This is a genomic window from Sphingobacterium sp. NGMCC 1.201703 (genome assembly GCF_047784615.1).
Lineage (GTDB): Bacteria > Bacteroidota > Bacteroidia > Sphingobacteriales > Sphingobacteriaceae > Sphingobacterium.
This window is the reverse complement of the sequence record NZ_JBLOHD010000001.1, coordinates 45,884-69,946: the sequence shown is the minus strand read 5'-3', so window position 1 is coordinate 69,946 and position 24,063 is coordinate 45,884. Positions and strand designations below refer to the sequence as shown.

The following is a 24,063-nucleotide window of genomic DNA, read 5'->3' as shown; positions in this document are numbered from 1 at the left end:
TTTATTTAGTATTGATTTTTGTTTCTAAAATTTCTCTCCACTGTTGATAATTTTCTTCATACTGATCAACCCCCTTAGGTTCCACAGTATAAACCGGTTTTAAGCTGTCAAAAGCCTCTACGAAACTGGCATAATAGCCACTACCGATTCCAGCACCTATAGCAGCGCCCACACTGCCATCATGATCATATACTTCCACAGGGACATTAGTCGCACCCACAAACGAGTCACGAAATACAGGGCTCAAAAATAGATTGGCATTGCCGGCACGGATCATCTGTGGAAATAATCCATTTTCGCGCATAATATCCAGTCCATAGCGAAAAGCAAAAGCGATTCCTTCCTGAATCGCTCGCAGAATATCAGCAGATTCATGTCTATTGAAGTCAATTGATGTTATCGATGCCCCCACCAATTGATTATTTAACATACGCTCCGCACCATTTCCAAAAGGGATAACCTGTAAACCTTTACTACCGATGGGCGAAGTCGCGGCCATACTATTTATCTGATCGTAGGACAAATCCTTTCCCAGAAGCTTCCGACCCCAACTGTTCATAATACCAGTACCGTTAATGCAGAGCAATACACCCGTACGGATCTCATCCGGCCCATAGTTGACATGGGCGAATGTATTGACACGAGACTCACGATCCGCTATCAACTGGTCACTCACACCATAGATAACACCCGAAGTGCCCGCCGTGGCAGCGACTTCACCCGGTTGGAGTACATTTAGGGAAAGCGCATTATTCGGCTGATCTCCGGCCTTATAGTTGATTGTTACTTTCGGTGATAGTCCCAATTCATCGGCTACGGTTGGCTTAATCTGACCGTGTTCCGCAAAAACGGGCAATATGGACGGTATTAAATCCGCATCGAAACCATAATAGTCCATCAGTGCCGTAGACAGTTCATTGCGCTGAAAATCCCAGAATACCCCCTCCGATAAAGCCGAGATAGAGGTGCTGATAGTTCCTGAAAGTTTCATGGCTATAAAATCCCCGGGAAGCATGATCTTATCGATTTTCTGATAGATTTCCGGTTCATTGGCTTTGACCCACGCCAATTTGGAAGCGGTAAAATTGCCCGGTGAATTGAGGTGATGTTTTAAATTGAATTCCTTCCCAATCTCCTCAAAAGCTTTGTTTCCCAATGCGACAGCCCGGCTATCACACCAAATAATCGCATTGCGCAATACCTGTTGCTCCTGATCGACAACAACAAGCCCATGCATTTGATAGGCTATACCGATTGCCGTAATCTGCTTGGGATCATAAAGCCCCGAAGCGTTTGCCTGGGATAAAGCCCGTTTGAAATAGGTCCACCAGTTCTGGGGATCCTGCTCCGCCCAATTGGGCTGCGGCGAAATAATAAGAGCCTCTTCAGCGGGATATTGCGCCGAATAGACCTTACGTTGGGAGGATGCTTCAACAATGGAAACCTTGACCGAAGAAGTACCAATATCTATACCTAAAAAATACATGCCTAATCGTATAACTGGTTATTTAAATTATATCCGGCAACAAAATTGCAACCGGTTGCATAAAAGTAGGATATGTTTCCGAATTTTCCAAAATATTCAATAAAATTATTTACTTTGGGGTGTGAAAAGAAAAACAACGATTTATGATATTGCGCGGGCGCTTGGAATCACGGTTTCAACGGTTTCACGTGCCCTGAATAATATACCCACCATTAGTGAGGCTACACGGCAGTTGGTCCTGGACAAAGCAAAAGAACTCAATTACAGTGTCAATAAAATTGCATCCTCACTCTCTTCGGGCCGGTCCAATACCATTGGGGTTATCGTACCAACGATGCAAATCCATTTTTTTGCAGAAGCAGTTCACAGCATTGAAAAAGAATTAAAAAAGCACAACTATAGCTTACTGCTTTATCAATCGAATGAATCCTATTTGGATGAAGTAAACGGAGTCAAAACTTTGTTGGAAGCACAGGTGGACGGCATCATAGCCTCACTTTCCTTGGAAACCCAGCAAATAGCACATTTCCAGGAAGTCATCAAGCAAGGCAAAAGTCTGATTATCTTTGACCGTACCCACCAGGACATTGCAGCACCTGTAGTTAAATTGAATGATTTTGAAGCGGGCTACCTTGCAACCACACATCTGATCGAACAAGGATATAAAAAAATTGGTTTTATCACCACGAATAAAGAAATTGCTATCTTTCAGGATCGTTTTAGCGGTTTTGAAGCAGCCTTAAAAGAAGCAGGTCTTCCACAGCTGGATGAACTTATAGTCCGCGGGGAACTCTCTATTGAAGCAGGGATCAAAGGCACCGAGCAGATCCTGCAATCTTCCGTTCAACCGGATGCGATCATTGGAGGTGACGACTTTACCGCTGTGGGCATTATCCAGGCGCTCAAAGCTGCTCAGATTGACATTCCAGCAACAGGCGTTATTGGCTTTGCGAACCAGACGTTCTCTTCGTTTATTACACCGACTTTATCGAGTATCGATCAACAGGCCAACAAAATGGGCGAGGAATGTGCTAAACTCTTTATGAAGATGGTTAAACAAAAGGATCCTTATGAAGATATCGAACAAGTTGTTCTCGATCCAATACTGGTAAAAAGAAAATCCACCTGTAGAACAGACAACTAATTGATAACATGATGAGGATATCCAACAGTTTATACGCGATTCAATCCTGATAAAAAGAAAATCTACCTGTGGAATAGACAAATAATTGATAACTTTGCCGAAATTTGAAATCAATGCAAGCCAGGCAGAAGTTTAGAATTTTAAGTATTTGCTTATTATTTGTTATCCAGGCGCTCTTTTTAGTCGCCATTTTTGTTGAAAATACCAACTCATATATTGTACTGTCATTCATCGGATTACTTTCCTTATTTATCTTATATAGCTACCTCAAATCGCCGATACACCACCACATCCATGAATATGAGTCAATCAAAATAGCGGCATGGGTGCCAGTAGGTGCCATCATCTCCTATTACTTCAATCAGATCTTTGGGCTCGGACCTGTCATGGGCGCTGCACTGACTGGTACATTAGCTTCATTTATCCCCAATATCAATAAGAATTCAAGTTACCTCCCTCATCTTCCTGCAGCCATCTATTGTGGTGCGTTTGTGGGTATGTCAAGTTCCCAGGTCGCTCATGGTTTTTATTTTATATTGACAGCGGGTGTCTTTACCGCAGTCTTTCTGGTGATTTCAAAAAGCTTACTGAATGGTGTCGGTGGCAAATTGGGCACACTGGCTTTCCTCGGTGTTTCGTTGACCTATTTACTACTTTATCTTTTCAAATAACATGGAAACATTCATTCTATATCTTGTCGGAATTATCGGAAGTACAGCGACATATTATGTAAACACAAAATACAGACAGGGCGCTGTACGCTCCTCTGCATTGCTAACATTGATCGTATCCGCTTTCCTATATTTCTTCCCCCATCTACTCTCCACCTATCTCACTCAGTATATTCCGGCCGTATTTATCGGCGCTTCTTTTATCGGTATGGTATCCAAGACACAGCTGTCTACTTATTTTGGACTTTCCTTGGCAGGTGTTATATTCACCACCATCCTGCTCAATACCAGTAAGTTTTTCAATGGATATGGTGGCGCATTGGGGACATCGGCCTGTATATCCTTGCTCGTCATATTGAGTATCCCTTATTTTAAATCGCCAAGAAAAATGACAGTTGGCTTGCTCCTGTTGAGGAAAACGATAATGAAAAAAGGACGTAAAGCATCCCGCAGAAGTGTAGATTTGTCTAAATAATATGCGTAGATTTACCGTAACAATGCGAATGGATTTACAGCAAAAAATACAATTGAATTTAACGTAAATAGATCTACTGCAATTATATTACTGCATTTAGTGCAAATGAATTTACCACAGTAATACGAACAGATCTCCCGCAACAATACATTTAAGTTTAACGTCATTATACACTGAATTTATTGCAATAACTAGTACAACCACATGAAACCACTATTTTTTTTCTTTCTCGTCCAGGTCTTTCTTATCGAAAGTCTATCTGCACAAAAAAACACAATTAAGCTGTTGAATCAAGAACGCAATAGCAGTTATCGGGGACTAAGTGTTGTCGATGATCAGACACTATGGGTCAGCGGAAACAACGGTACAGTGGGTTTGAGTACCGATGCTGGAAAAAATTGGCAGTGGGTCAATCCCATCGGTTACGAAAAGATAGACTTTAGGGATATCGAGGCTTTCGATGAAAATCAGGCCCTGATTATTTCAGCAGGTTCCCCGGCCTTAATATTACTAACCAATGATGCGGGCAGAAGCTGGAAAGAGGTTTTTAAAGATACACGTCCCGAAATATTTTATGATGGTTTTGCTTTTACACCAAAAGGTGTGGGTATCGCTTTCGGCGATGCTATCCAAGGACAGATGCCCCTCTTAAAAACAACAGATTTTGGGCAGACCTGGAAAGATATATCCTCCAACCTTAGCTATACCATTGCCGAAGGTGAGGCCGGTTTTGCAGCCAGTGGTACCTCCATCTTTAGTCTTGCCACGGGCGACTTTTGGATCGCAACCGGCGGAACGGTTTCCAATATCTACACGAGCAAAGATCAGGGAGATACCTGGCAGCGTTACAGCTGTCCCATTACGCAGGGGCAAAATAGCACTGGCCCTTTTTCCATTGCATTCAGTTCGCCTAAATCGGGGATTGTCGTTGGTGGGGATTACAGAAATGATAAAAATAAGGATAAAGCCTGCTTTTTGAGCAATGATGGTGGTAAAACTTGGCAAGCTTCCCATCAGCCAGTATCGGGTTTTAAATCGGCTGTCATCTATCTCTCGAACAAACAACTTATCTGTACCGGAACATCAGGAACAGATCTGTCAGCGGACAAAGGAAAAACATGGTATAATATCTCGCCGGATAGCTACAATGCCGTGCAGAAGGCGAAAAAGGGTAAAGCTGTTTTCTTAGCTGGTGATAAAGGAAAAATAGCCAGGTTGGTCCAATAGGTTAACCCGGCTATTTTTGAATCTCTAGGGCTCAGCCCACCTTATTTGCGTGTCAGGCGCGACTCTTCTAAGTCCAATGAATATTCTAAATCTTTGATGACGTCACTGTCGTACTCTTTGCTCTCCTTCATTTTCGCTAATCCCTCCCGACGTACCGCCAGAATTTCGAGCATAATTTTATTATATAATCCCCTGACAGCCGATAACTGCGCCCGGGTGTCCTCTTCTTTGGCTCGTTCAGATGCATTTATGCTTCGGATAAGCTGTTCTTTTACCCTTGCAATTGTTTCGTATTCCATCATCTCCTTGGCATAATGCTTATCGAGATAAGCAATAGAGTCCTTACCTAGCCGAACACGGATTTCATCAATTTGCTCTTCCATCGGCACTTGCTCATCAACCTCCTCGATCTTGATCAATTTTATCAGCAGGGGCAGTGTAAGTCCCTGAAACACCAGAGTCACCAGAATAACGACAAAAGTGATAAACAAAATAAGATTACGATGCGGGAAAGCTGTTCCGTCATATAATGTCATCGGGATAGCCAAGGCTGAGGCAAGCGAAACAACGCCCCGCATACCAGCCCAGCCGACGATCAATGGCAGCTTCCAACCCGGGCCTTTTTCTTTGACACGAACTCTTTTAAACAATAAACGTGGAACATAGGCAGAAAGATAAACCGCAACCAAGCGCAATACAATGACAATAACACAGATGGCCAGAGAAAAATCAATTGCTTCTTCCATCGAATATTCCCCCAGCCCATTGATGATCACTGGCAGTTCAAGTCCAATCAAGATAAAAACAAAACCATTCAATAAAAATCCAATTGTTGCCCAAACTTCCTTGGTTTGTATCCGGGTATGATAGTTCAGATAATCACCCGCCCGGAAAGAAAGGAACAAACCGCCACTGACCACAGCCAGAACACCTGACCATTCAAAATGTTCGGCAACGATATACATCAGGTAAGGAGCGATCAACGTAATTGGCGTCGATATACTGGAGGATTTAGCCACATAACGCAAGAAGAAATACAAGATATGGCCGATCACAAGTCCGACAACAACACCCATTACGGAGAGTACAAGAAATTGTGTTGTTGCAGTACCCATCGCAAACTGCCCCGTTAGGATAGCGATGGAAGCAAACCGAAATACAGTCAAAGAAGCCGCATCGTTGACGAGACTCTCCCCTTCCAAGATCGTGATACCCCGTTTAGGTATACTCACGCCTTTTAATACCGAACTGGCAGCAACTGCGTCCGGAGGAGAAATAATCCCGCCCAGCAAAAAGCCCAAAGCCAAGGTGAACCCTGGAATAATACTCACCGAAAAATATGCGATTGCCAAGGAAGTAAAAAAGACCAGCCCAAAACCCATGATGAAAATAGATCGCCGCCATTTCAAAAAATTGTTCCAGTTGGTATACCAGGCCGCTTCAAACAGCAAGGGTGGTAAAAATACCAAAAAGACAATATCCGGATCTATACTAATCACTGGCGCTCCGGGAATAAGGGAAATCCCTAGACCACCTATAACCAATAAGATGGGATAGGATATTTTTAGTCGTTGACTCAGCACAAACAGCATGGCCATAAAGAAAAACAGCACCATGACCAGCAACAGGTTATTATGCACATTGTGTCCCAGCTTTCCACCAATGGCCGACTTGACCTCCTGATAAGGCGTAAGCATGGACAGGTTATATTGCCTGATCTTCCAATCATTATCGATCTTGCTCAAGACACCAGTACCCCGAAAATACTTGGTATTAATCTTAAAAGTCTCATCAAACCAAGCCGTTGTACTATCGGTATTAAAATGGATATATCTGTTTTGATAAGTATAGTTCCAAGCATATTGGGCGTTAAAATATTGCTCAGAGAATGTACTACTATGGTTTTTATCCCAGCGTTCCTGCCGGTCGGCTCCCAAGATAACGGCATCTGCTGCCAGCGCGTTTAGAAAAGGCCCAAATTTGACTTCGCCCGAAGATTTATGCCAGGTATCCAAAGTCGCATTGACTGCATCAACAGGCTTCTGAGCCATCAGCGGAACTGCATATAAAAATAGACTCAAAAAACAATAAATCGCTATAATGGTCTTCTTCATCATAAATTATGCTTACGTATTTTATTTGTGGAAATATATTGCCGTGTAGATCATAAAACAAAAAGCTGCGGATGCAGCTTTTTGTTTTTATTTAATTATTTCTTCGATCTCGCGAATGATTTTTTGCGCGATCTGCTCCGCGGCCTCCGGTGTTGGCCCTTCGGAGTAGATCCGAATGATAGGCTCCGTATTGGATTTACGCAAATGCACCCACTCATTTTCAAAGTCTATTTTCAGTCCATCGATGGTACTGTGTTCTTCATTTTTATACTTTTCTTCCATTTTCGCCAAAAGATTGTCGATATCCAGTTCTGGTGTCAACGTGATCTTATTCTTGGACATAAAATATTGTGGCAGTGAAGCGCGGTACTCCGAAGCTTTCTTACCCAACTTAGCCAAATGCGTCAGGAAAATAGCCACACCTACCAAAGCATCACGACCATAGTGTGAGGCTGGATAGATTACCCCACCATTACCTTCGCCACCGATCACAGCATCTACTTCTTTCATTTTGGTGACCACATTAACTTCGCCTACAGCAGCAGCATAATATTCACCACCGTGAGCTTTGGTTACATCACGTAGGGCACGTGTCGACGATAAATTGGAGACTGTATTCCCTTTTTTGTGCTGCAAAAGATAATCTGCAACAGCAACAAGTGTATACTCCTCACCAAATAACTCCCCGTCTTCCATCATGAATACCAAACGGTCCACGTCAGGATCGACAGCAATTCCCAAGTCAGCTTTATTTTCGATCACGGCAGCAGATAAATCTGTGAGATGTTCCTTTAGAGGCTCGGGGTTATGCGGGAAATTGCCATTCGGCTCACAGTGAATTTTATAAATTGTCTGTACACCCAGCGCATCCAGTAAGGCAGGAATAAATGTTCCACCCGTACTATTCACCGCATCCAAAGCAACTTTAAAGTTCGCCGCTTTGATCGCTTCCTTATCTACATATTCCAATGCCAATACAGCATCAACATGTTTTTGTAGATAAGAATAATCTTTGTGTACCGAACCTAATTGCTCGACAGCAGAAAAATCAAAATCCAGGGATTCACCAAGGGCTAAAACTTCCTGACCTTCCGCGTCGGATATAAATTCGCCTTTTGCATTCAACAGTTTTAGCGCATTCCATTGTCCCGGATTATGCGAAGCTGTCAGGATAATCCCTCCGGCCGCTTTTTCCATGGGAACAGCAATCTCCACTGTAGGCGTTGTCGATAATCCCAAATCAATGACGTCAACACCGATACTTTGCAGGGTTCCGATAACAAGGTTACTGACCATTTCGCCAGAAACACGGGCATCTCTTCCAACTACAATTTTCTTTATTCCGCTTTGCTTTACAATAATAGTTCCGTAAGCAGCTGTAAATTTAACAATATCTATTGGCGTAAGTCCTTCTCCTGCACGACCGCCTATCGTACCGCGTATTCCTGAGATTGATTTAATTAAAGTCATTTCCTTTGAATTGATTAACGTGTAAATTTAGCATTATGGCAATAAAATATCGAATTAAAATTATAATTATTGAATATTTAACGTATCTTTGTTGCAACAAAGTTGTTTTTAAAAGAAACAATCGTTTGCAATGAAATTATTTTTACTTTTGAAAAGCGAGTTTTTAAAAGTTTGGGAATTTCATTGTAATCAACAACATTTATGATTCAACAATTAGTACACATCGACCAGGAAATTTTTCTTGCCATCAATCAAGGTTTAAGTAACCCTGTATTTGACTGGCTGTTGCCTATTTTACGTAATCCATACACATGGGCTCCACTGTATCTATTTCTGGTTATTTTTTTCATAAAAACTTATGGAAAAATGGGTATACTGATTGTGGCAATGACATTGGTTACTTTTGGTATTTCTGATGGGATCTCATCGCATTTGATCAAAAAGACTGTCAAAAGAATCAGGCCCTGCAATGATGTGGAGTTTAAGGAAAATGTCAATATTCGGGTACGCTGTGGCTCCGGATTTAGCTTTACCTCCTCCCATGCGGCCAATCACTTTTCCCTGGCCTTCTTCTGGATTGTGCTTTTCCGACGAAGATGGAAATATGTGCTTTGGCTTTGTATTGCCTGGGCATTCCTGATTTCGGTCTCTCAAATCTATGTTGGTGTTCATTACCCCTTTGATATACTCTGTGGCTCCGCACTTGGAATCCTGGTCGGATTGGCTACAGGCTATCTATTTAAGCGGTTTGTACCTAGCTTTTTTAAAACTGAACAAGTATAATGAATTCAATTTTATTGATTTTAATTTTATTCGTACCTGCATTTGCAAGTGGTATCGCTGTTTTTTTCGTCCAGAAAAAAGGAACAAATTTTCTAAAATTGATCCTTTCTTTTAGTGGGGCTTATCTATTCTCCATTACTGTACTGCATTTAATTCCACATGTATACCAGTCGACGAATACCTCACCCGAAATATTGGGCATCTATGTACTCGGTGGCTTTTTATTCCAGTTGTTTCTTGAGCAATTTTCTCAGGGAATTGAACACGGACATATCCATACCGAAAATGGGCATGGCCATCACAGCCACAGCTTTCCAATCGGTATCATGTTTAGCTTATGTCTACACGCCTTCCTTGAGGGAATGCCATTGGCAGCGACACATCAGACCGAGCTAGCCTTGGGGATCTCGATCCACCATATTCCTGCGGCATTCGCCTTAGGTAGCATACTTATCAGCACACACCTGAAAAAAAACACGATTATCATTACACTGGCACTATTCGCGGCCATGACCCCTTTCGGCTTCCTATTGAGTAAAGCGATTAGCGCTGGCGAGGTTGGTCATATTCAACAATATTTTGATAAGATCATGGCCGTGGTAATTGGTATATTTCTACATATATCGACAACCATATTGTTCGAGTCCGGATCTATAGACCATCATAAATTTAACAAAAAGAAAATGATTGCGGTAATCGCCGGAGTGGCCATTGCCTTAGCAAGTTTTGCTTTCGCTGGCGAGCATGATCATGCTCACGACCACGGACAGGGCAAGCAAGAAGAGCTGCATGATCATGATCATCATGACCATGACCATGCACATTAATTAGCCTCTCAGCTTGTCCAATAAAGCGCTGAGCTGGGTTGCTTCTTTGGGAGTAATCCTATCGGACAAAATATCTTTCATTAACATTGGTTCCTCCAGGTTCTTAAGGATCTCCAGCCCCTTATCGGTGATAACCAGATCAACTGCCCGCTTATCACCGCCGGATTGACAACGGGAAACAAGTCCTTTCGTTACCATTCTATCTATCATTCTGGAGATATCAGGTGTCGTACTTAACATCCTTGATTTGATCAGGCTATTGGTTGCAGGTTTTGGGTATTGTCCCCGGAGAATGCGTAAGACATTAAATTGTTTCAAAGTGATCCGCTCTTTGGCTGCCCTTTGCTCAAGTTCGTTGTTAAGCCAATTGTACGTGTATAGGATATTTACGGTACAACGATGCCATTCATTACTGAATTTACTTACTTTGATTTCGTCCTCGATTTTCATTTTGGTTGATAATTAATCCCTTTTTACCCGTAAAGATAGCTGTTTTTTGCGCTAAATACATAACTATGACATTAGAATCATTCTAAATGGTAGAAAATCTGTATATTTGGAGGATACAAAAAAACAGGTAGATGCGTAATAAAACTAGCTTAGACAAGCTAAAAAAAGGGGAAAAAGCGGTAATTATTGATTTTGATTCGCACGATATTCCAGCTAAATTTTTCGAATTGGGTTTTGTACCCGGTACAGAAGTAGAAGTGAAACATATCGCACCTTTAAATGGTCCTATATGTTTAAATATTATTGCTAATAACGCCTTGATTGCCATTCGCAAATCAGAAGCTAAAGTCATCCTTATTGATCAAAAATAATGAATAACCCGATTATTGCACTTTTGGGTAATCCAAATGTGGGTAAAACCTCTTTGTTTAACCGGATTACAAAATTAAATCAGAAAGTAGGAAACTATCCTGGTATCACGGTAGAGAAACGTGAGGGACAAGTTAAAGCCAACAACAAGACCTATCGTGTCATCGATCTTCCCGGAACCTATACATTGTTCCCAAGCTCAATGGATGAAGAAGTCGTCTTTAATACACTGGTCAACAAAGAAAACAGTTTTAGGCCCAATCTCGTTGTTGTCGTTGCCGAACCGACAAACCTAAAAAGGTCTGTCATCCTCTATCAACAAGCGCGCGAACTCGGTCTTCCGGCCATCTTCGTCATCAATATGATCGATGAGGCCAAAGAAAAAGGAATCAGTATAGATATCGCAAAACTCGAACAGCTACTCAATACAAAAGTATACGAAACAAATGCACGCACAGGGCAGGGCATAGATCAGCTGATCAAAAACTTCGATGCAGTACCCCCGATGTATATCAGCAAGTTCCAATTGCCAGCCATAGCAAATGAAGCATTGGAAGAGACCAAAAGACTGTTCCCTTTGGATACCGAATACCATACCTGGCAATATTTGGCCAAAGGTGAAGTATCTTTTTTATCCAAAGAAAAAAATCAGGCGATTCAACAAATCCGCGAAAAGCATCAATTAAAAGCGGAGAAATTGCAAAAAGAAGAAGCCATCCTGCGGAGCAAATCCTTAGATGGCAACTTAGCTGAAATCTATACCAAGGACGATGCGTCCAACAAAAATAAGACAAACGCGATCGACAAGGTATTGCTCCATCCGATCTTTGGCTATCTGATCTTTTTTGGTATTCTTTTCCTGATTTTCCAGGCCATATATACCTGGTCAGGTCCTGCTATGGACTTTATAGATGGCCTTTTTGGCGATTTCGCAGCCTACATTCAAGCAACCCTACCTGCGGGTCCATTAACAGATCTGTTGAGCAATGGTATTATCAAAGGTATCGGAGGTATCGTCATCTTTATTCCACAGATCGTTATTTTATACATTTTTATTTCGATTATGGAAGAGACCGGCTATATGAGCCGTGTGGTTTTCCTGATGGACCGTTGGCTCAGACCTTTTGGCTTAAATGGAAAATCGGTGATCCCACTGATCTCTGGCGTGGCATGTGCGGTACCTGCCGTTATGTCTGCACGTAATATTGAAAATGCAAAGGAAAGATTAGTCACCATATTGGTTACGCCATTCATGACCTGTTCTGCACGTCTCCCTATCTACATCGTACTGATCGGATTGGTGATCCCCAATACCAAATACGCCGGATTTCAACTGCAGGGGATGGTTTTGTTTGTCATGTATATCCTCGGGATATTTGCCGCATTATTTTCAGCCATTCTTCTGACAAAAATCATTAAGTCCAAACACAAGTCTTTCCTCATCTTTGAGCTTCCGACTTATAAGTCTCCGGACTGGAAAAATGTCGCTCTAAATGTGTGGGAGAAAACATCAAGTTTTGTCTTCGGTGCTGGTAAGATTATCTTGGCAATCTCGGTCATCCTTTGGGCCTTGGGCAGCTTTGGACCTAACGACAAATTCAGTAATGCAAAAGAATATGTGATACAAAACAATCCTAATCTCTCGGGCGAAGACCTAGACCATGAGATCTCTTCTTATCGTCTGGAACATTCTTTCCTCGGTTATCTTGGCATGGCAATTGAACCGGTTGTAGAGCCGCTGGGTTATGACTGGAAGATGGGAATTGGTCTGATCTCTTCTTTTGCTGCAAGAGAGGTTTTCGTCGGAACCATGGCGACGGTATACAGTCTAGGCGACGAGGTTGATATTGAAGATGAAGCAACGAAAACAACGGTATTAAGCAAAATGCGGACGGAGATCAACCGTAACACAGGCTTACCAGCCTACAATTTTGCTTCGGGAATATCGCTTCTCTTATTTTATGCGTTTGCCATGCAATGTATGAGTACCATAGCGGCGGTTAAAAGAGAAACAGGTTCGTGGAAATGGACATTAATTCAGGTTGGTTTTATGACAGGTCTGGCGTATTTCAGTGCCTTGATTGCTTACCAGCTTTTAAAATAGATTAACGTGTTGTGCGAGTTCGCTCAGTAGCGACTTTTACAGCCCTTAAAAATAATAGGTCATGGATAATATAACAGTACAATATCTCATCGTTGGAGTTTTGGTATTAGCGGCTGTATGGTATGTCGTTAGAAATGTCCGTAAATCACTCAAAGGTAAATCAGCTTGTTCCAAAGGTTGTGGATGTAGTTGCGGAACAGCGGAAAAACCACAAAAAGCAAATTAATTTATCTTTTATTGTATCATTTACAAACAAAATTTCGTTCTAAGGTGGAGTGGCCAAAAATCACACTAGCTACGAACAAAAGAAACGCTACCATTCTCATGGTAGCGTTTTCCATTAAAAAGCTGTCTTTCAGCAGCATTAATCAAGATTACTTTCCGGTTCAGCAAAAAGCGAAGCCCAAGTTGTATAAAATACCTAAGTGTTTTACTAACTTTATGCGCTTAGGTAAACATGCTGTAGTAGCAAATTAAATAATTTGTAGTACTTTGCAGATAAACCGATTTCATCTCAATCCTACGTTGGAAAAGAGACGAGTAGAATATTCAGGATCAAGACTGATCGACATTAAATAAGTAACCGTATTAACCATACAAATGGAGAAACAGAATAACAAGGATTCGAAACAATTAAAAAGAGGACTTCAAAATAGACATATTCAGCTGATCGCACTTGGTGGCGCCATCGGAACCGGATTGTTTCTTGGGATAGGAAAAGCTGCCACACTAGCGGGACCGGCAGTGATACTTGGTTATGCCTTTGCAGGGATAATTGCATTTTTTATTATGCGTCAATTGGGGGAAATGGTGGTTGAGGAACCCGTATCTGGTAGCTTTAGTTACTTCGCCAATAAATATTGGGGTTCTTTTGCCGGCTATGCCTCTGGCTGGAACTACTGGGTGCTCTATATTTTAGTGAGCATGGCCGAACTAACAGCTATTGGAGTATATGTCCAATTCTGGTGGCCGGAAATCCCACTCTGGGGATCCAGCTTATTTTTCTTCTTCGCTATCAATGCCCTGAATCTTGCTTCGGTAAAAATTTATGGCGAGACAGAATTTTGGTTTTCAATCATTAAGGTTGTCGCTATTATTGCCATGATTGTCTTTGGTGTCTATCTCCTTGTTAGTGGTACCGGAGGTGAACAGGCGAGCCTGGGCAACCTCACTTCGCATGGGGGGTTCTTTCCAAAAGGCTGGTTTAACCAGACTGGAGATGGCAGCTATGAAGGTCTGCTATCCGCCATGGCACTGATCATGTTTTCTTTTGGTGGACTCGAATTGGTGGGTATTACTGCTGCCGAAGCCGAGCATCCTGAGAAAAATATACCAAAAGCCACCAATCAGGTTATCTACCGCATACTAATCTTTTATGTGGGTGCTCTGATTATCTTGTTTTCCCTTACTCCCTGGACAAATATCACCGCTGATACGAGTCCATTTGTGTTGGTCTTTGACAAGCTCAATGGTTTTGAATTTACCCTGTTCGGAAAGACCATCTATTTCACAAAAATTATCGCAAACGCACTCAACCTGATCGTGCTCACCGCGGCCTTATCTGTATACAATAGCAGTGTTTACAGTAATAGCAGAATGCTCTTTGGGCTCGCTGAACAAGGTAATGCACCCAAGTTTTTGTCCAAGCTTAACAAAAATCATGCGCCTATAAATGCTATTCTGGTTTCAGCAGTGTTTGCCGCGATTTGTGTCTTTATCAATTATGTTGCACCAAAAAATGCATTGGAGATCCTGATGTCGCTGGTTGTTTCTTCATTGATCATCAACTGGCTAATGATTTCAATCACGCATTTATACTTTAGAAAAAACAAAATCGATGCGCATGTAAAAACGAAATTTCCTTCGTTTCTCTATCCATTGAGCAATTATATCTGTCTGATCTTTCTGATTGCTGTGCTGGGTATCATGTGGGTAACTGGCATGAAATTACCGGTTGAATTGATTCCGGTGTGGTTATTACTATTATATATCAGTTACGTATTGATCAATAGAAAAAAATAAGAATTTGAGCATCAATTTATGACTCCGTGCTTTCGGAAGCCATATTCTGCTCAGAACAAAGGCCAGACTCTCAAATGAATCTGGCCTTTGTTGTATTAAAATAATTCCAGTTGCACACCCGCATCCGGCAAGCGGAAAAGATCCCTTCTAAGGGGCGGAAGCACCCCATTATTCATATATTTCTTCACAGAAAGTTTAAATAAATGCTGCAGGCTCTCTGCCATATTGCCATCCCCTTTTTTACGCCGTCCGAAATCAGTATCATTAATTTTTCCGCCATGACAAGCCTCGATCCAATGCAATACCTTTTCGGCGCGATCGGGATAATTCTGATACAACCAATCTTTAAATATACCACCGATCTGCCCGTTAAGTCTAACAATGGTATAAGAGGCGGTAATTGCGCCCGCATCTGCTCCCGAACGGATCAAATCTGAAATCTCGTCGCTGTTGATCCCGGGAACAATGGGCGCCATCATTAGCATCACAGGCACACCTATCCCCGCCAATCCCTCAATGAGTTTTAAACGGGCCGAGGCAGTAGCCGTCCTGGGCTCCATCTTTTGCCGTACCTCCTCCCTTAGGGAATTAATGGTCACGGCAACGGATACCAGATTCAGTGCTGCAAGCTCACGCAAGAGGTCAAAATCCCTTCGCATCAATACATTCTTGCTGATGATGGAAACTGGATTTCGATATTTTAGCATCAATTCTAAAAGCGATCGTGTGATCCCCAATTTCCGTTCGATAGGTTGGTAGCAATCGGTATTGCCTGAGAGCATAATCAAATCAGGCTGGTAACTGGACTTGCGGAATTCATGCTCCAGAAGTTGAGCAGCATTGTGTTTGACCAGGATTTTGCGCTCGAAGTCTAATCCGGCACTAAAGCCCCAGTATTCATGTGAATTGCGGGCATAGCAGTAAATACAGCCATGCTCACAGCCCTGATAGGGATTGATTGATCGTTCAAATCGCAGGTCTGGGCTATTGGATTTGGAGATAATGGACTTCGGATGTGTCGGAATAAATTGCGTTTTTTCGGCCCCAAGAAATTCCTCATCCAAGCCTTCAATATGCTCCTGCACATACTGGTTGGAAAAAAATTTGTTATTGGGGTTGATCTGTGCCCCTCTGCCCTTAAAATATTCTGACTGATTCATAAGTTAAAATTACTAAAATTATTAGTAATTTTAACAAGGATATGTCATCTTATTTTCCCTTTTGAATGAAGTTCATAAAATGGTAAATGCATTAGAAGAATCAGTACATAAAACCAAAAAGCCAGACAGGTATCACATTACTAAAACCAATTTCTATTCCATCTTTGGCAAGATAAGCATCAGAAATACCTGTGATTTGCTTTTTCTTTTTGCTTTTCCCTCCGACTTCGAAAGTATAACGTTTATCAACTAAAAAATCAGCTACAGGAGAAAGATTGATTTCATGAAGGCCCATAAACTGATTTAAGAAAAATGTTTCCCGCACATTGCCCACATTCGTATTTTCTTTAGCGAGCGCATACATCAGATTACTATTATTAAGATATAGTTTTTCAGGTTTAGTTAATACTCCGATTCCTGAATTATCTTTATACAGTTCATTAACAAGTCCTGCACGCCCCAATATTTTGATGCCATGCACTAAAATATTACGAGAGACTCCCACAATTTCGCTGAGCTTGGTGATATTTGGAGTAAACGGGGCGCTTGTTGCTATACTAATAAGGAGTTTTTTTAATTTAGTGAGCGTCTCATAGTTTAAGTCTTCTACAGCATTGATATCTATCTCTATGATCAGGTTGATTGTGTTTTGCAGTTTCTGATAGTAAGCTTTTTCATTTTCTTTATAATATGGATAAGCTCCATACTTAAGGTAATTTTCGAACAGCGGTAATGGCTTTATCTCTTTTAGGATATCTGCCGCTAATTTGTCATGATTTTCGATAATATCTATCAATGAATAGCTCGAGAACATTTTACCCGTTTCAAACATCAGAAATTCTCGAAAAGAAAGCTCTTTCAAATAATATGTTATTGCTCTCCTGCTCAAATCTGATTCTGACTTATATATCTCAAGCATGGATGATGAAGTAAAAATAACATTCAGGTCTGGAAAGTTATCATAGATCAACTTGATCTCCCTAGACCAGTTGGGATATTTATGCACTTCATCCAGCAATAAATGAGTACCGCCAAATTGAACAAATTCTTTGGCTAGCGAATAAAGTTTGTTATCAAAAAAATAAATATGATCCAGGCTGATATACAGTGTGGATTGCAAGGGCATATGCAGCTTGGCCAATTGCAACAGTAGAGTAGTTTTTCCCGAACCTCTTGCCCCCTTGATAGCCACTAATCGATTCTTCAGATCAATTTCTTCTAATAGATAACGTTGTATTTCCAACGGAACACCAAGCATCCTAGCTTGAAACTCTAACAACAGCTCTTCCATAATTGCTCAAAATAAAAGCAAATTTACCTATAAATTGCTCAAATAAAAAGCAATTTATAGCAATTATTGCTTTTTATTTGAGCAATCTAACAAATTAAAACTAACGCTATCAACATCTTACCAGAACTCAACTAGCTAAAGAACGATTATGGATACAATCTCGGCCACCTATCCATGTTCCAGATATAGATAAGATGAGCTGCTTCAATTACTCGTTGTAGATGTGTATGAAACTTGTTCAGATAATCATCGCCCCTGCTATCATCTGCACAGGTATAGTCCATACTCACCACCAGCCACCAATAAAGTGCATCGCGTACATGTGGCAGATTATATGTTTCCCATAACTCATAAAATACCTTTCGCGGCGTATTACGTTCTTCTTTATTAAGGTAAGTTAGATTATATGCTTCCCACTGAAATTGTTTTGGATTATGAGAATTATTAAAATATCCTATAGCATTGTTCATCTCATCCTGATCAGGCATAAAGGTTTTTCCATGCATCTTATAATGATGTCGAAGCTCGGAATCTGGCATCCAATAGCTTTTATCCAATCGACAAATCATAAAGATACCTTCAATCAAAATCTCTATAAATTCGTAACGAATGAACGTTCTTAACGTCTGCTCATTATTCATTCTATAAGATGGTCTGATTGCAGCCTCCTTCCACTCATCAAGGTGTTCTCTCCAAGCCGGGAAATTCTCCCAACCAAAGAAAAGATTAATTACATTAAATGGATTACCGATCTCCTGCGGATGCAATCTCCGCGGGAAATAGTCATAAGGCGTAGGGTTTGCAAATGGCATAGTTAAACAATTATTTTCCTCCAAATAGAATGCTATTCATAAACTCTCTATTCAATGCATATAGGATCTCCATAAGTTTGTTTATACTAGATTCGAGCTTTTCAAAACGCTCAATATTGTAATATAGGTTCTTAGTTTGAAGCGCGTAAAACAAAGCATCTTCCAATGTCATTCTTTGATAATGAAACCAACTATTAGCTTTGTAGAAATTATGAAGTGATTTTCTAGGATTACATTGTTCTTCTCTGCTCAAAAAAGTCAATACTTCCTCCTTGATATTTACTTTTGTCATGTCAAAATCCGAGTCCATCCGAGCCGGATCTAGCCAATGTTCCGGCATATCTTTGGTGTAAAGAATGAGCCAACCAATCTCAAGAAGTTGGCCGATATCTTTATACAAACCTAAAAGCGTTGCCGGCTCATCATTTTTATAGACTTCTGTCTGGATTTTAGCACAATACATCCAATATGAAAAACTATTTTTTAATTCCGAAAGTTCATATTCTGTAAACAAATATGCCAATAGAAGAAACGGATTATACCCGTTGAACGTTTCAGAATAACAATTTAACATCATATAGTCAATACGAAACAACTCAGAATTCGGAGGATAAAATCTTGGACAAAACACAAAATCATCCATTAGATAACAGGCCTCAAACAGGCGTTGTAGATGACGAGAAGTTTCGTTTGGAGTATAATCATAGCATTCACTTATAAGCCCTTTCCCTCTCACGGAAAATTCCGCCCATTTATCCATTAACTTCAACCAATTTATAACATCCAGTTGGTTGAAAAAATCATCAAACACCAGAAAGAAATCCCGACATTCGTATTCATTTATCATCGTTATTTTATTTTGAAACTGTCTTTTGAAAGAAGTGCGATATTGATGATCTTCTGATATATTTTTCTTTTTTAAGGCATAAGGATTCTGTTTCCATTCTATCCCAAGATACTCATGCTTGAACTCCATTCTATTCCTTTTTTGCAATACACACCACGCTTCTTCAATAATCTTTTTAATCTCAGAGACGAACGGTAAAAAGTCTTGTTCAACTAGATGACTCTCACAATAATTATTGGAAACCACTTGGGCTAGTTCCTCAATCCCTTTTTTCCATTCAACTAAGCTATGCTGCCGATATAACCTACGCAAATAGCAAAACAAATAATCAATTTTATCTCTTTCGTCTTCAAAAGAATCAGGCAAAAAATTAAAATCTGTATTCATAATAATTCATATTAAATTTATAATCAAAATCTTAAGATAATTACAAGACTAAAGCCTTACGTTTAGACAAAGCGATGGTTGCAGATACCAAAACAGCATCTGTTGCCAGAATTTCTTGCGTATGGTTTAGGATTAGTTTTTAATTGATCATTGGATCCACTATTGGTTCTTTGGCATGGGACTCCATAGATTGAACGGCCTCCTTGCACAGATGAACAAAAAACTCAACGAGTTCTTTCGCTTTTCTAAGTACAGCCTGTCTGGCCTCAGGGCTAAAATTCTTGGCTACTCCCATCCAGCAAATCCTCTGAGGAACCATTGCAAGAATAAACACCTTCTTTTCCAATGTGTTCCAAGTAGACAGATAATCGATAACCTGCGTATCAGCAATAGTACACCAATCAATCAAAGTACACAAAGCTACCCCCTCCGGAATAAAGCCGACCACACATTTCAGATAAGTCCTAACCGATATATCAATTAACTGATGTAGCATAAGCAAGGAGGTATCATACATTAAAATCGGAGCATCCCTCATCAACATCAATAAATTTCTCATAGAAGCCTCTGCGTTACAGACTAACGTATCCACTCGATTAGCCTTTGCCTTCCAGGATTTCCACAGGCGCTACAAATGTATCAAACGTACTTTTCTTCCGTACCAACCAACCATTTTTCCATACAGCATTCACAAAGCGACTTCCTTATTTCAATGCTTTTTCTACATAGGATACATTTAAAAACACCGTGGTGGCAAAAACTACTCCGTTCCGTACTTCACGGAACCGAAATAGTCCTCTATTCTTCATCAACACCACCAAGTGCATTTCAAGTTCCTCACGAGGCATTTGTTCGGATGACTCTTCTTGAAACGGATTCCCTTTACTTAATCCAGCTGTCCGATAATTGACCAACAAAATCTGCTCCGGCCTATGCTTCGAATAAATGTCGTCCAACTACCTATTGGCATTATCCTTATACTGCTGAGGCCATGGAAAATCGGAAAAATCTTCACAAACCACCAGTTGAGATTCATGCAACTTTTCTTTCTGCTTCACAACTTCGACAGCCGATTTCTTTCCTTCCTCCGGCTTATCTTCAGGTAACATAGCATGGTAAGCTGCCACCTCTGTCGCCATACGTTCTACCATCGCATCAAGTATCTCTACCAGATAGATACACTGCGTACTAATAAAATCATATTGTTCCACAGCAATTTCCAAAGTCCCTCCTTTGACACAGGCTCTGTAAGCTTGATCAAGCAATCTATACGTCTCCACATCCTCTGTGTTGTAAGCAAAGACAGATAAAAGCTCTGGCACAATTCCTCGCACATTCTTGATAATATTCTCTAGGTTATGGTTCTTACCCAACTGTCTTCCCAATAGCGTATAAAACGAACGAATCCGAACCTCTGCGGATTGATGCAACATATACAATGACTGATCGAAACGCTCCTCTATTGCAAAACCCACAGCAGCATCTAAATACTCCCCTGAAAACTGCTTAGCCTTCTCATAGTCCGAACGATTCAATTCCATAAGCGAGCTAACTACTTTTTTATTCAACAAACGATCGATCTCTTTGGCCCGCCCATAAAATAGTCGATGCTTCGGCAACGAAGCAAAACTGTGGTACAACGACCCATTACGTAGTTGGCTTAACCAGTCCCCTTCCAATACTACGTGAAAAGATATTTCGGGCATGTCTGCCATGCAAAGTTTGACAATAGGCGTTATGGTAGAAGGCGAGACACCCTTTACCGGGGTAATCACCACCATCAAATGCGCTTTGATTTCATCTCCAATACAGTAATCGTATAGAAATACCCCTTGTAAGTCCAATTTTGAGGACAATCGCTCAATTAATAGATTCTTGCTCAATTCCATAACCTAAATTACTATACATTATTTATTATATTTTATCTATACAAAAATAAAGTATTTACAAACAAATAAAAATAAATTGTAAATATTTTCTATACACATAGAAATAACTATAATACATACGTATACTAAACCGTTCAAAAAAAATGTCCTTAAAAAACGAAAAACAGAAAACGCATTGTATATTTACAAGAGATCAGGTTTATCTCATTTCACCCACAGGGAACAAACATAACAGACGAACATCCTAAACCACCTTATTCCGGGCTGAGTCCGTGTTCACTCCGTGTTGACACCGAGTTTACCTCGCACGCAAACTGATATAATCTCAGAAGCACCTCCCACACAATACCTTTCTTAATCGGATGTAAAAGCTATCTTAGCTAAGTCAGTAGCGAACCATAGTGCTATCTGTTAGCAATTTCATTATCTTGAAGTACCACTAATTTCAAAATTCGTAAAGCCCCTTACTTCACGATTTTAAATTTCGCAAAAGTTACGATAAATTACCTAAAAGAAATTTAAAAGCGTATCTTTAGGTATGGCTATAATTGAAAATGGATATCTGAGAGGTCAAATTAGAAATTTGGTCAATCGTAAAGTTGGAGACAAAAATGTCGTGCAGTCCAAGTCATTGGACAAAATACGCCAAACAAGGTGGACTGAAGCTGCTGCTTCCGATTTCGGAACCGCGAGCGCAGCGGGTGCAACAATCCGCCGGGCTTTCAATGCTGTGCATCAAAACATACATGACAGCGGCATGCACAACAGACTGGTTAGACGTATGCAACGTGTACTGCTTGGTAATGGAAAATACGACCCCGGAGAACAAAGAATCGCTCGAGGAAATATCCAGCGACTGGTCGGCTTTCAATTCAATAAGAATTGCCACATCTATGATTATCTTTATTTCGATACCAACGTGACTTTTGCTGCTACGGGAACCACCTCAGTACAACTGCCCGAATTGAACACACAACAAAATTTCTATTGGCCTAAGGCATGTAACCTTATCATCCTAAAAATTGAAATTGTAGCCTTATCTTTTGATCAAAAATATGCGCTAACAATTGGCTCCCACGAAATCGAATTAACACGATATGATAATCAAAAGCATGAGGCCACAACACTCACCTTTGATTCACCTGATAAAAATTACGATACCATCTTGGTATCGCTTTCGACTCTCTATCTTGAAAAAAGAAGTAGTTATGCCCTACTTCTCAATTCGGTTGACTTAAATCCTGCCGGCATAATAGCAGCACACAACCTTAGAAATCCCGAATAAAAATAGAATAGCAAGAACGTTACACCCCTTATAAAATAAAAATCCCTATACTGTATTTACAGTATAGGGATTAGAATTCTTATGCTGAATTTCAGATCAGCTTTTATTATTTCATCAAGAAACCACCGCCTAAGAGATCATTTCCTTCGTAGAATACGGCTGATTGTCCCGGCGCGATACCTTTTACATTATGCACAAAGTCTATACGTACCTTATCACCCTCTTGCGAAATGGTAGACAAAGCACCCGAATCTTTATAACGTACTTTTGAAATTGCCTCCATTGGCTGGTCAAGACCCGCATATTTGACAAAATTCACATTACGCACATAGGCATGTGATTTTTCAAGCTCATGCTCCTCCCCCAATACCACCGTATTGCTTTCAGGGAGAATTTCGATCACAAACATGGGTTTACCCAAAGCAATGCCTAAACCTTTACGTTGGCCGATGGTAAAATACGGGTACCCAATATGTTTACCGACAACTGTTCCGTCTGAAAGGATAAAATTACCCGGACCGATCTGCTGATCTAATGTAGGTACTTTATGTCTCAAAAATGCACGGTAGTCATTGTCTGGCACAAAACAGATTTCGTAGCTTTCCGATTTATTGGCAAGCTCCTTCTGTCCCATGTCGAGCGCCATTTGACGGATCTCCTTTTTCGTGAAAGATCCTAATGGAAACTGTGTACGAGCTAGGTTCTCCTGCGATACGCCCCATAAGACGTAAGACTGATCTTTATTTTCATCCTTACCCTTTGATATGACATAACGGCCATTGTCGTGCATACGGATATTGGCGTAGTGTCCCGTAGCGATAAATTCACAATCCAATTTATCAGCACGTTTCATCAACGCTTCCCATTTGATGTGGGTATTACAAAGAACACATGGATTGGGTGTACGCCCAGCAATATATTCCTCAACAAAATTATCTATTACAAAGTCTCCAAACTCATCGCGTATATCTAATATATAATGCGGGAAACCATAGTTTACGGCTAATGTACGAGCATCATTGATACTGTCGAGGCTACAACATCCCGTCTCCTTGGATGAACCACCTGCAGATGCATAATCCCAGGTCTTCATCGTGATACCTATGACCTCATATCCTTGTTCGTGGAGCATGACAGAAGCAACGGAGCTATCGACCCCTCCACTCATTGCAACTAAAACTCTTCCTCTTTTACTCATCGCTATTTATTGAAATGCAAAGATACAGCTTATTCCTTTTCCTCTATGTTAG

The 24,063-nt window shown here is 40.7% G+C and carries 23 protein-coding genes; 11 read left to right on the top strand and 12 right to left on the bottom strand.

From position 1 onward, the window contains the following. Position 1: 1 nt before the first annotated feature. Positions 2 to 1,486 (bottom strand): xylulokinase, encoded by a 1,485-nt coding sequence (locus ACK8HY_RS00350; protein WP_416132330.1) that lies wholly within the window; start codon positions 1,484 to 1,486, stop codon positions 2 to 4. Between the two features lie 121 nt (positions 1,487 to 1,607). Between ACK8HY_RS00350 and ACK8HY_RS00345 the strand changes: the two genes are divergently transcribed. The 4 genes from ACK8HY_RS00345 (at position 1,608) to ACK8HY_RS00330 (ending at position 5,003) form a co-directional block, all read left to right on the top strand. Then, positions 1,608 to 2,630: a LacI family DNA-binding transcriptional regulator gene (locus ACK8HY_RS00345; protein WP_416132329.1), complete on the top strand. Its 1,023-nt coding sequence runs from the start codon at positions 1,608 to 1,610 to the stop codon at positions 2,628 to 2,630. A gap of 113 nt (positions 2,631 to 2,743) precedes the next feature. Further along, positions 2,744 to 3,301, top strand: a complete 558-nt coding sequence (locus tag ACK8HY_RS00340; protein ID WP_416132328.1) for a hypothetical protein — start codon at positions 2,744 to 2,746, stop codon at positions 3,299 to 3,301. A 1-nt stretch (position 3,302) separates the two neighbouring features. After that, a complete protein-coding gene (locus ACK8HY_RS00335; RefSeq protein ID WP_077436067.1) occupies positions 3,303 to 3,776 on the top strand; it encodes a hypothetical protein in 474 nt (157 codons plus the stop codon). A gap of 204 nt (positions 3,777 to 3,980) precedes the next feature. Next, positions 3,981 to 5,003, top strand: a complete 1,023-nt coding sequence (locus ACK8HY_RS00330; protein ID WP_416132327.1) for a WD40/YVTN/BNR-like repeat-containing protein — start codon at positions 3,981 to 3,983, stop codon at positions 5,001 to 5,003. Between the two features lie 41 nt (positions 5,004 to 5,044). On the opposite strand, the gene ACK8HY_RS00325 is transcribed toward ACK8HY_RS00330, so the two are convergent. Continuing rightward, positions 5,045 to 7,120, bottom strand: coding sequence for a Na+/H+ antiporter (locus tag ACK8HY_RS00325; RefSeq protein ID WP_416132326.1), 2,076 nt, complete (start codon positions 7,118 to 7,120; stop codon positions 5,045 to 5,047). An 84-nt stretch (positions 7,121 to 7,204) separates the two neighbouring features. Then, positions 7,205 to 8,587, bottom strand: a complete 1,383-nt coding sequence (gene glmM / locus ACK8HY_RS00320; protein WP_416132325.1) for a phosphoglucosamine mutase — start codon at positions 8,585 to 8,587, stop codon at positions 7,205 to 7,207. 201 nt (positions 8,588 to 8,788) lie between these two features. Between glmM and ACK8HY_RS00315 the strand changes: the two genes are divergently transcribed. Both ACK8HY_RS00315 and ACK8HY_RS00310 read left to right on the top strand, forming a co-directional pair. Next, a complete protein-coding gene (locus tag ACK8HY_RS00315) occupies positions 8,789 to 9,370 on the top strand; it encodes a phosphatase PAP2 family protein (RefSeq protein ID WP_077436059.1) in 582 nt (193 codons plus the stop codon). Further along, the gene (locus tag ACK8HY_RS00310) at positions 9,370 to 10,197 is read left to right on the top strand and encodes a ZIP family metal transporter (protein ID WP_077436057.1); all 828 of its coding nucleotides are present in this window, start codon (positions 9,370 to 9,372) and stop codon (positions 10,195 to 10,197) included. The genes ACK8HY_RS00315 and ACK8HY_RS00310 overlap by 1 nt, the downstream gene beginning before the upstream one ends. Here ACK8HY_RS00310 and ACK8HY_RS00305 read toward each other — a convergent pair whose 3' ends face one another. Further along, a complete protein-coding gene (locus ACK8HY_RS00305; RefSeq protein ID WP_077436055.1) occupies positions 10,198 to 10,647 on the bottom strand; it encodes a MarR family winged helix-turn-helix transcriptional regulator in 450 nt (149 codons plus the stop codon). A gap of 131 nt (positions 10,648 to 10,778) precedes the next feature. On the opposite strand from ACK8HY_RS00305, the gene ACK8HY_RS00300 reads away from it, so the two are divergent. The 4 genes from ACK8HY_RS00300 to ACK8HY_RS00285 all read left to right on the top strand — a co-directional run bounded on the left by ACK8HY_RS00300 (position 10,779) and on the right by ACK8HY_RS00285 (position 15,142). Beyond that, entirely contained in the window at positions 10,779 to 11,018 is a 240-nt protein-coding gene (locus tag ACK8HY_RS00300) for a FeoA family protein (protein ID WP_077436053.1), read from the top strand. Beyond that, positions 11,018 to 13,120, top strand: a complete 2,103-nt coding sequence (feoB, locus tag ACK8HY_RS00295) for a ferrous iron transport protein B (protein ID WP_416132324.1) — start codon at positions 11,018 to 11,020, stop codon at positions 13,118 to 13,120. Before ACK8HY_RS00300 ends, feoB begins: the two co-directional genes overlap by 1 nt. Positions 13,121 to 13,181: 61 nt before the next feature. Beyond that, a complete protein-coding gene (locus tag ACK8HY_RS00290; protein WP_077436049.1) occupies positions 13,182 to 13,346 on the top strand; it encodes a FeoB-associated Cys-rich membrane protein in 165 nt (54 codons plus the stop codon). Between the two features lie 374 nt (positions 13,347 to 13,720). After that, entirely contained in the window at positions 13,721 to 15,142 is a 1,422-nt protein-coding gene (locus ACK8HY_RS00285) for an amino acid permease (RefSeq protein WP_416132323.1), read from the top strand. Positions 15,143 to 15,237: 95 nt separating this feature from the next. Here the strand turns inward: ACK8HY_RS00285 and ACK8HY_RS00280 are convergent, their stop codons facing one another. The 7 genes from ACK8HY_RS00280 to ACK8HY_RS00250 all read right to left on the bottom strand — a co-directional run bounded on the left by ACK8HY_RS00280 (position 15,238) and on the right by ACK8HY_RS00250 (position 21,528). Further along, positions 15,238 to 16,302 (bottom strand): PA0069 family radical SAM protein, encoded by a 1,065-nt coding sequence (locus tag ACK8HY_RS00280; protein WP_416132322.1) that lies wholly within the window; start codon positions 16,300 to 16,302, stop codon positions 15,238 to 15,240. Positions 16,303 to 16,402: 100 nt separating this feature from the next. Beyond that, positions 16,403 to 17,593, bottom strand: a complete 1,191-nt coding sequence (locus ACK8HY_RS00275; protein ID WP_416132321.1) for an ATP-binding protein — start codon at positions 17,591 to 17,593, stop codon at positions 16,403 to 16,405. Between the two features lie 146 nt (positions 17,594 to 17,739). Beyond that, positions 17,740 to 18,405 (bottom strand): hypothetical protein, encoded by a 666-nt coding sequence (locus ACK8HY_RS00270; protein WP_416132320.1) that lies wholly within the window; start codon positions 18,403 to 18,405, stop codon positions 17,740 to 17,742. A gap of 10 nt (positions 18,406 to 18,415) precedes the next feature. Further along, positions 18,416 to 19,639, bottom strand: a complete 1,224-nt coding sequence (locus tag ACK8HY_RS00265) for a hypothetical protein (protein WP_416132319.1) — start codon at positions 19,637 to 19,639, stop codon at positions 18,416 to 18,418. Positions 19,640 to 19,778: 139 nt separating this feature from the next. Next, a complete protein-coding gene (locus ACK8HY_RS00260; RefSeq protein WP_416132318.1) occupies positions 19,779 to 20,135 on the bottom strand; it encodes a hypothetical protein in 357 nt (118 codons plus the stop codon). A gap of 208 nt (positions 20,136 to 20,343) precedes the next feature. After that, positions 20,344 to 20,595: a hypothetical protein gene (locus ACK8HY_RS00255; RefSeq protein WP_416132317.1), complete on the bottom strand. Its 252-nt coding sequence runs from the start codon at positions 20,593 to 20,595 to the stop codon at positions 20,344 to 20,346. Beyond that, positions 20,596 to 21,528, bottom strand: coding sequence for a HEPN domain-containing protein (locus tag ACK8HY_RS00250; RefSeq protein WP_416132316.1), 933 nt, complete (start codon positions 21,526 to 21,528; stop codon positions 20,596 to 20,598). It abuts the gene before it with no gap. Positions 21,529 to 22,066: 538 nt separating this feature from the next. Here ACK8HY_RS00250 and ACK8HY_RS00245 point away from each other — a divergent pair. Then, the gene (locus ACK8HY_RS00245) at positions 22,067 to 22,813 is read left to right on the top strand and encodes a hypothetical protein (protein WP_416132315.1); all 747 of its coding nucleotides are present in this window, start codon (positions 22,067 to 22,069) and stop codon (positions 22,811 to 22,813) included. Between the two features lie 106 nt (positions 22,814 to 22,919). Here the strand turns inward: ACK8HY_RS00245 and mnmA are convergent, their stop codons facing one another. Further along, positions 22,920 to 24,011, bottom strand: a complete 1,092-nt coding sequence (gene mnmA, locus ACK8HY_RS00240) for a tRNA 2-thiouridine(34) synthase MnmA (protein ID WP_046672147.1) — start codon at positions 24,009 to 24,011, stop codon at positions 22,920 to 22,922. Between the last annotated feature and the right edge of the window lie 52 nt (positions 24,012 to 24,063).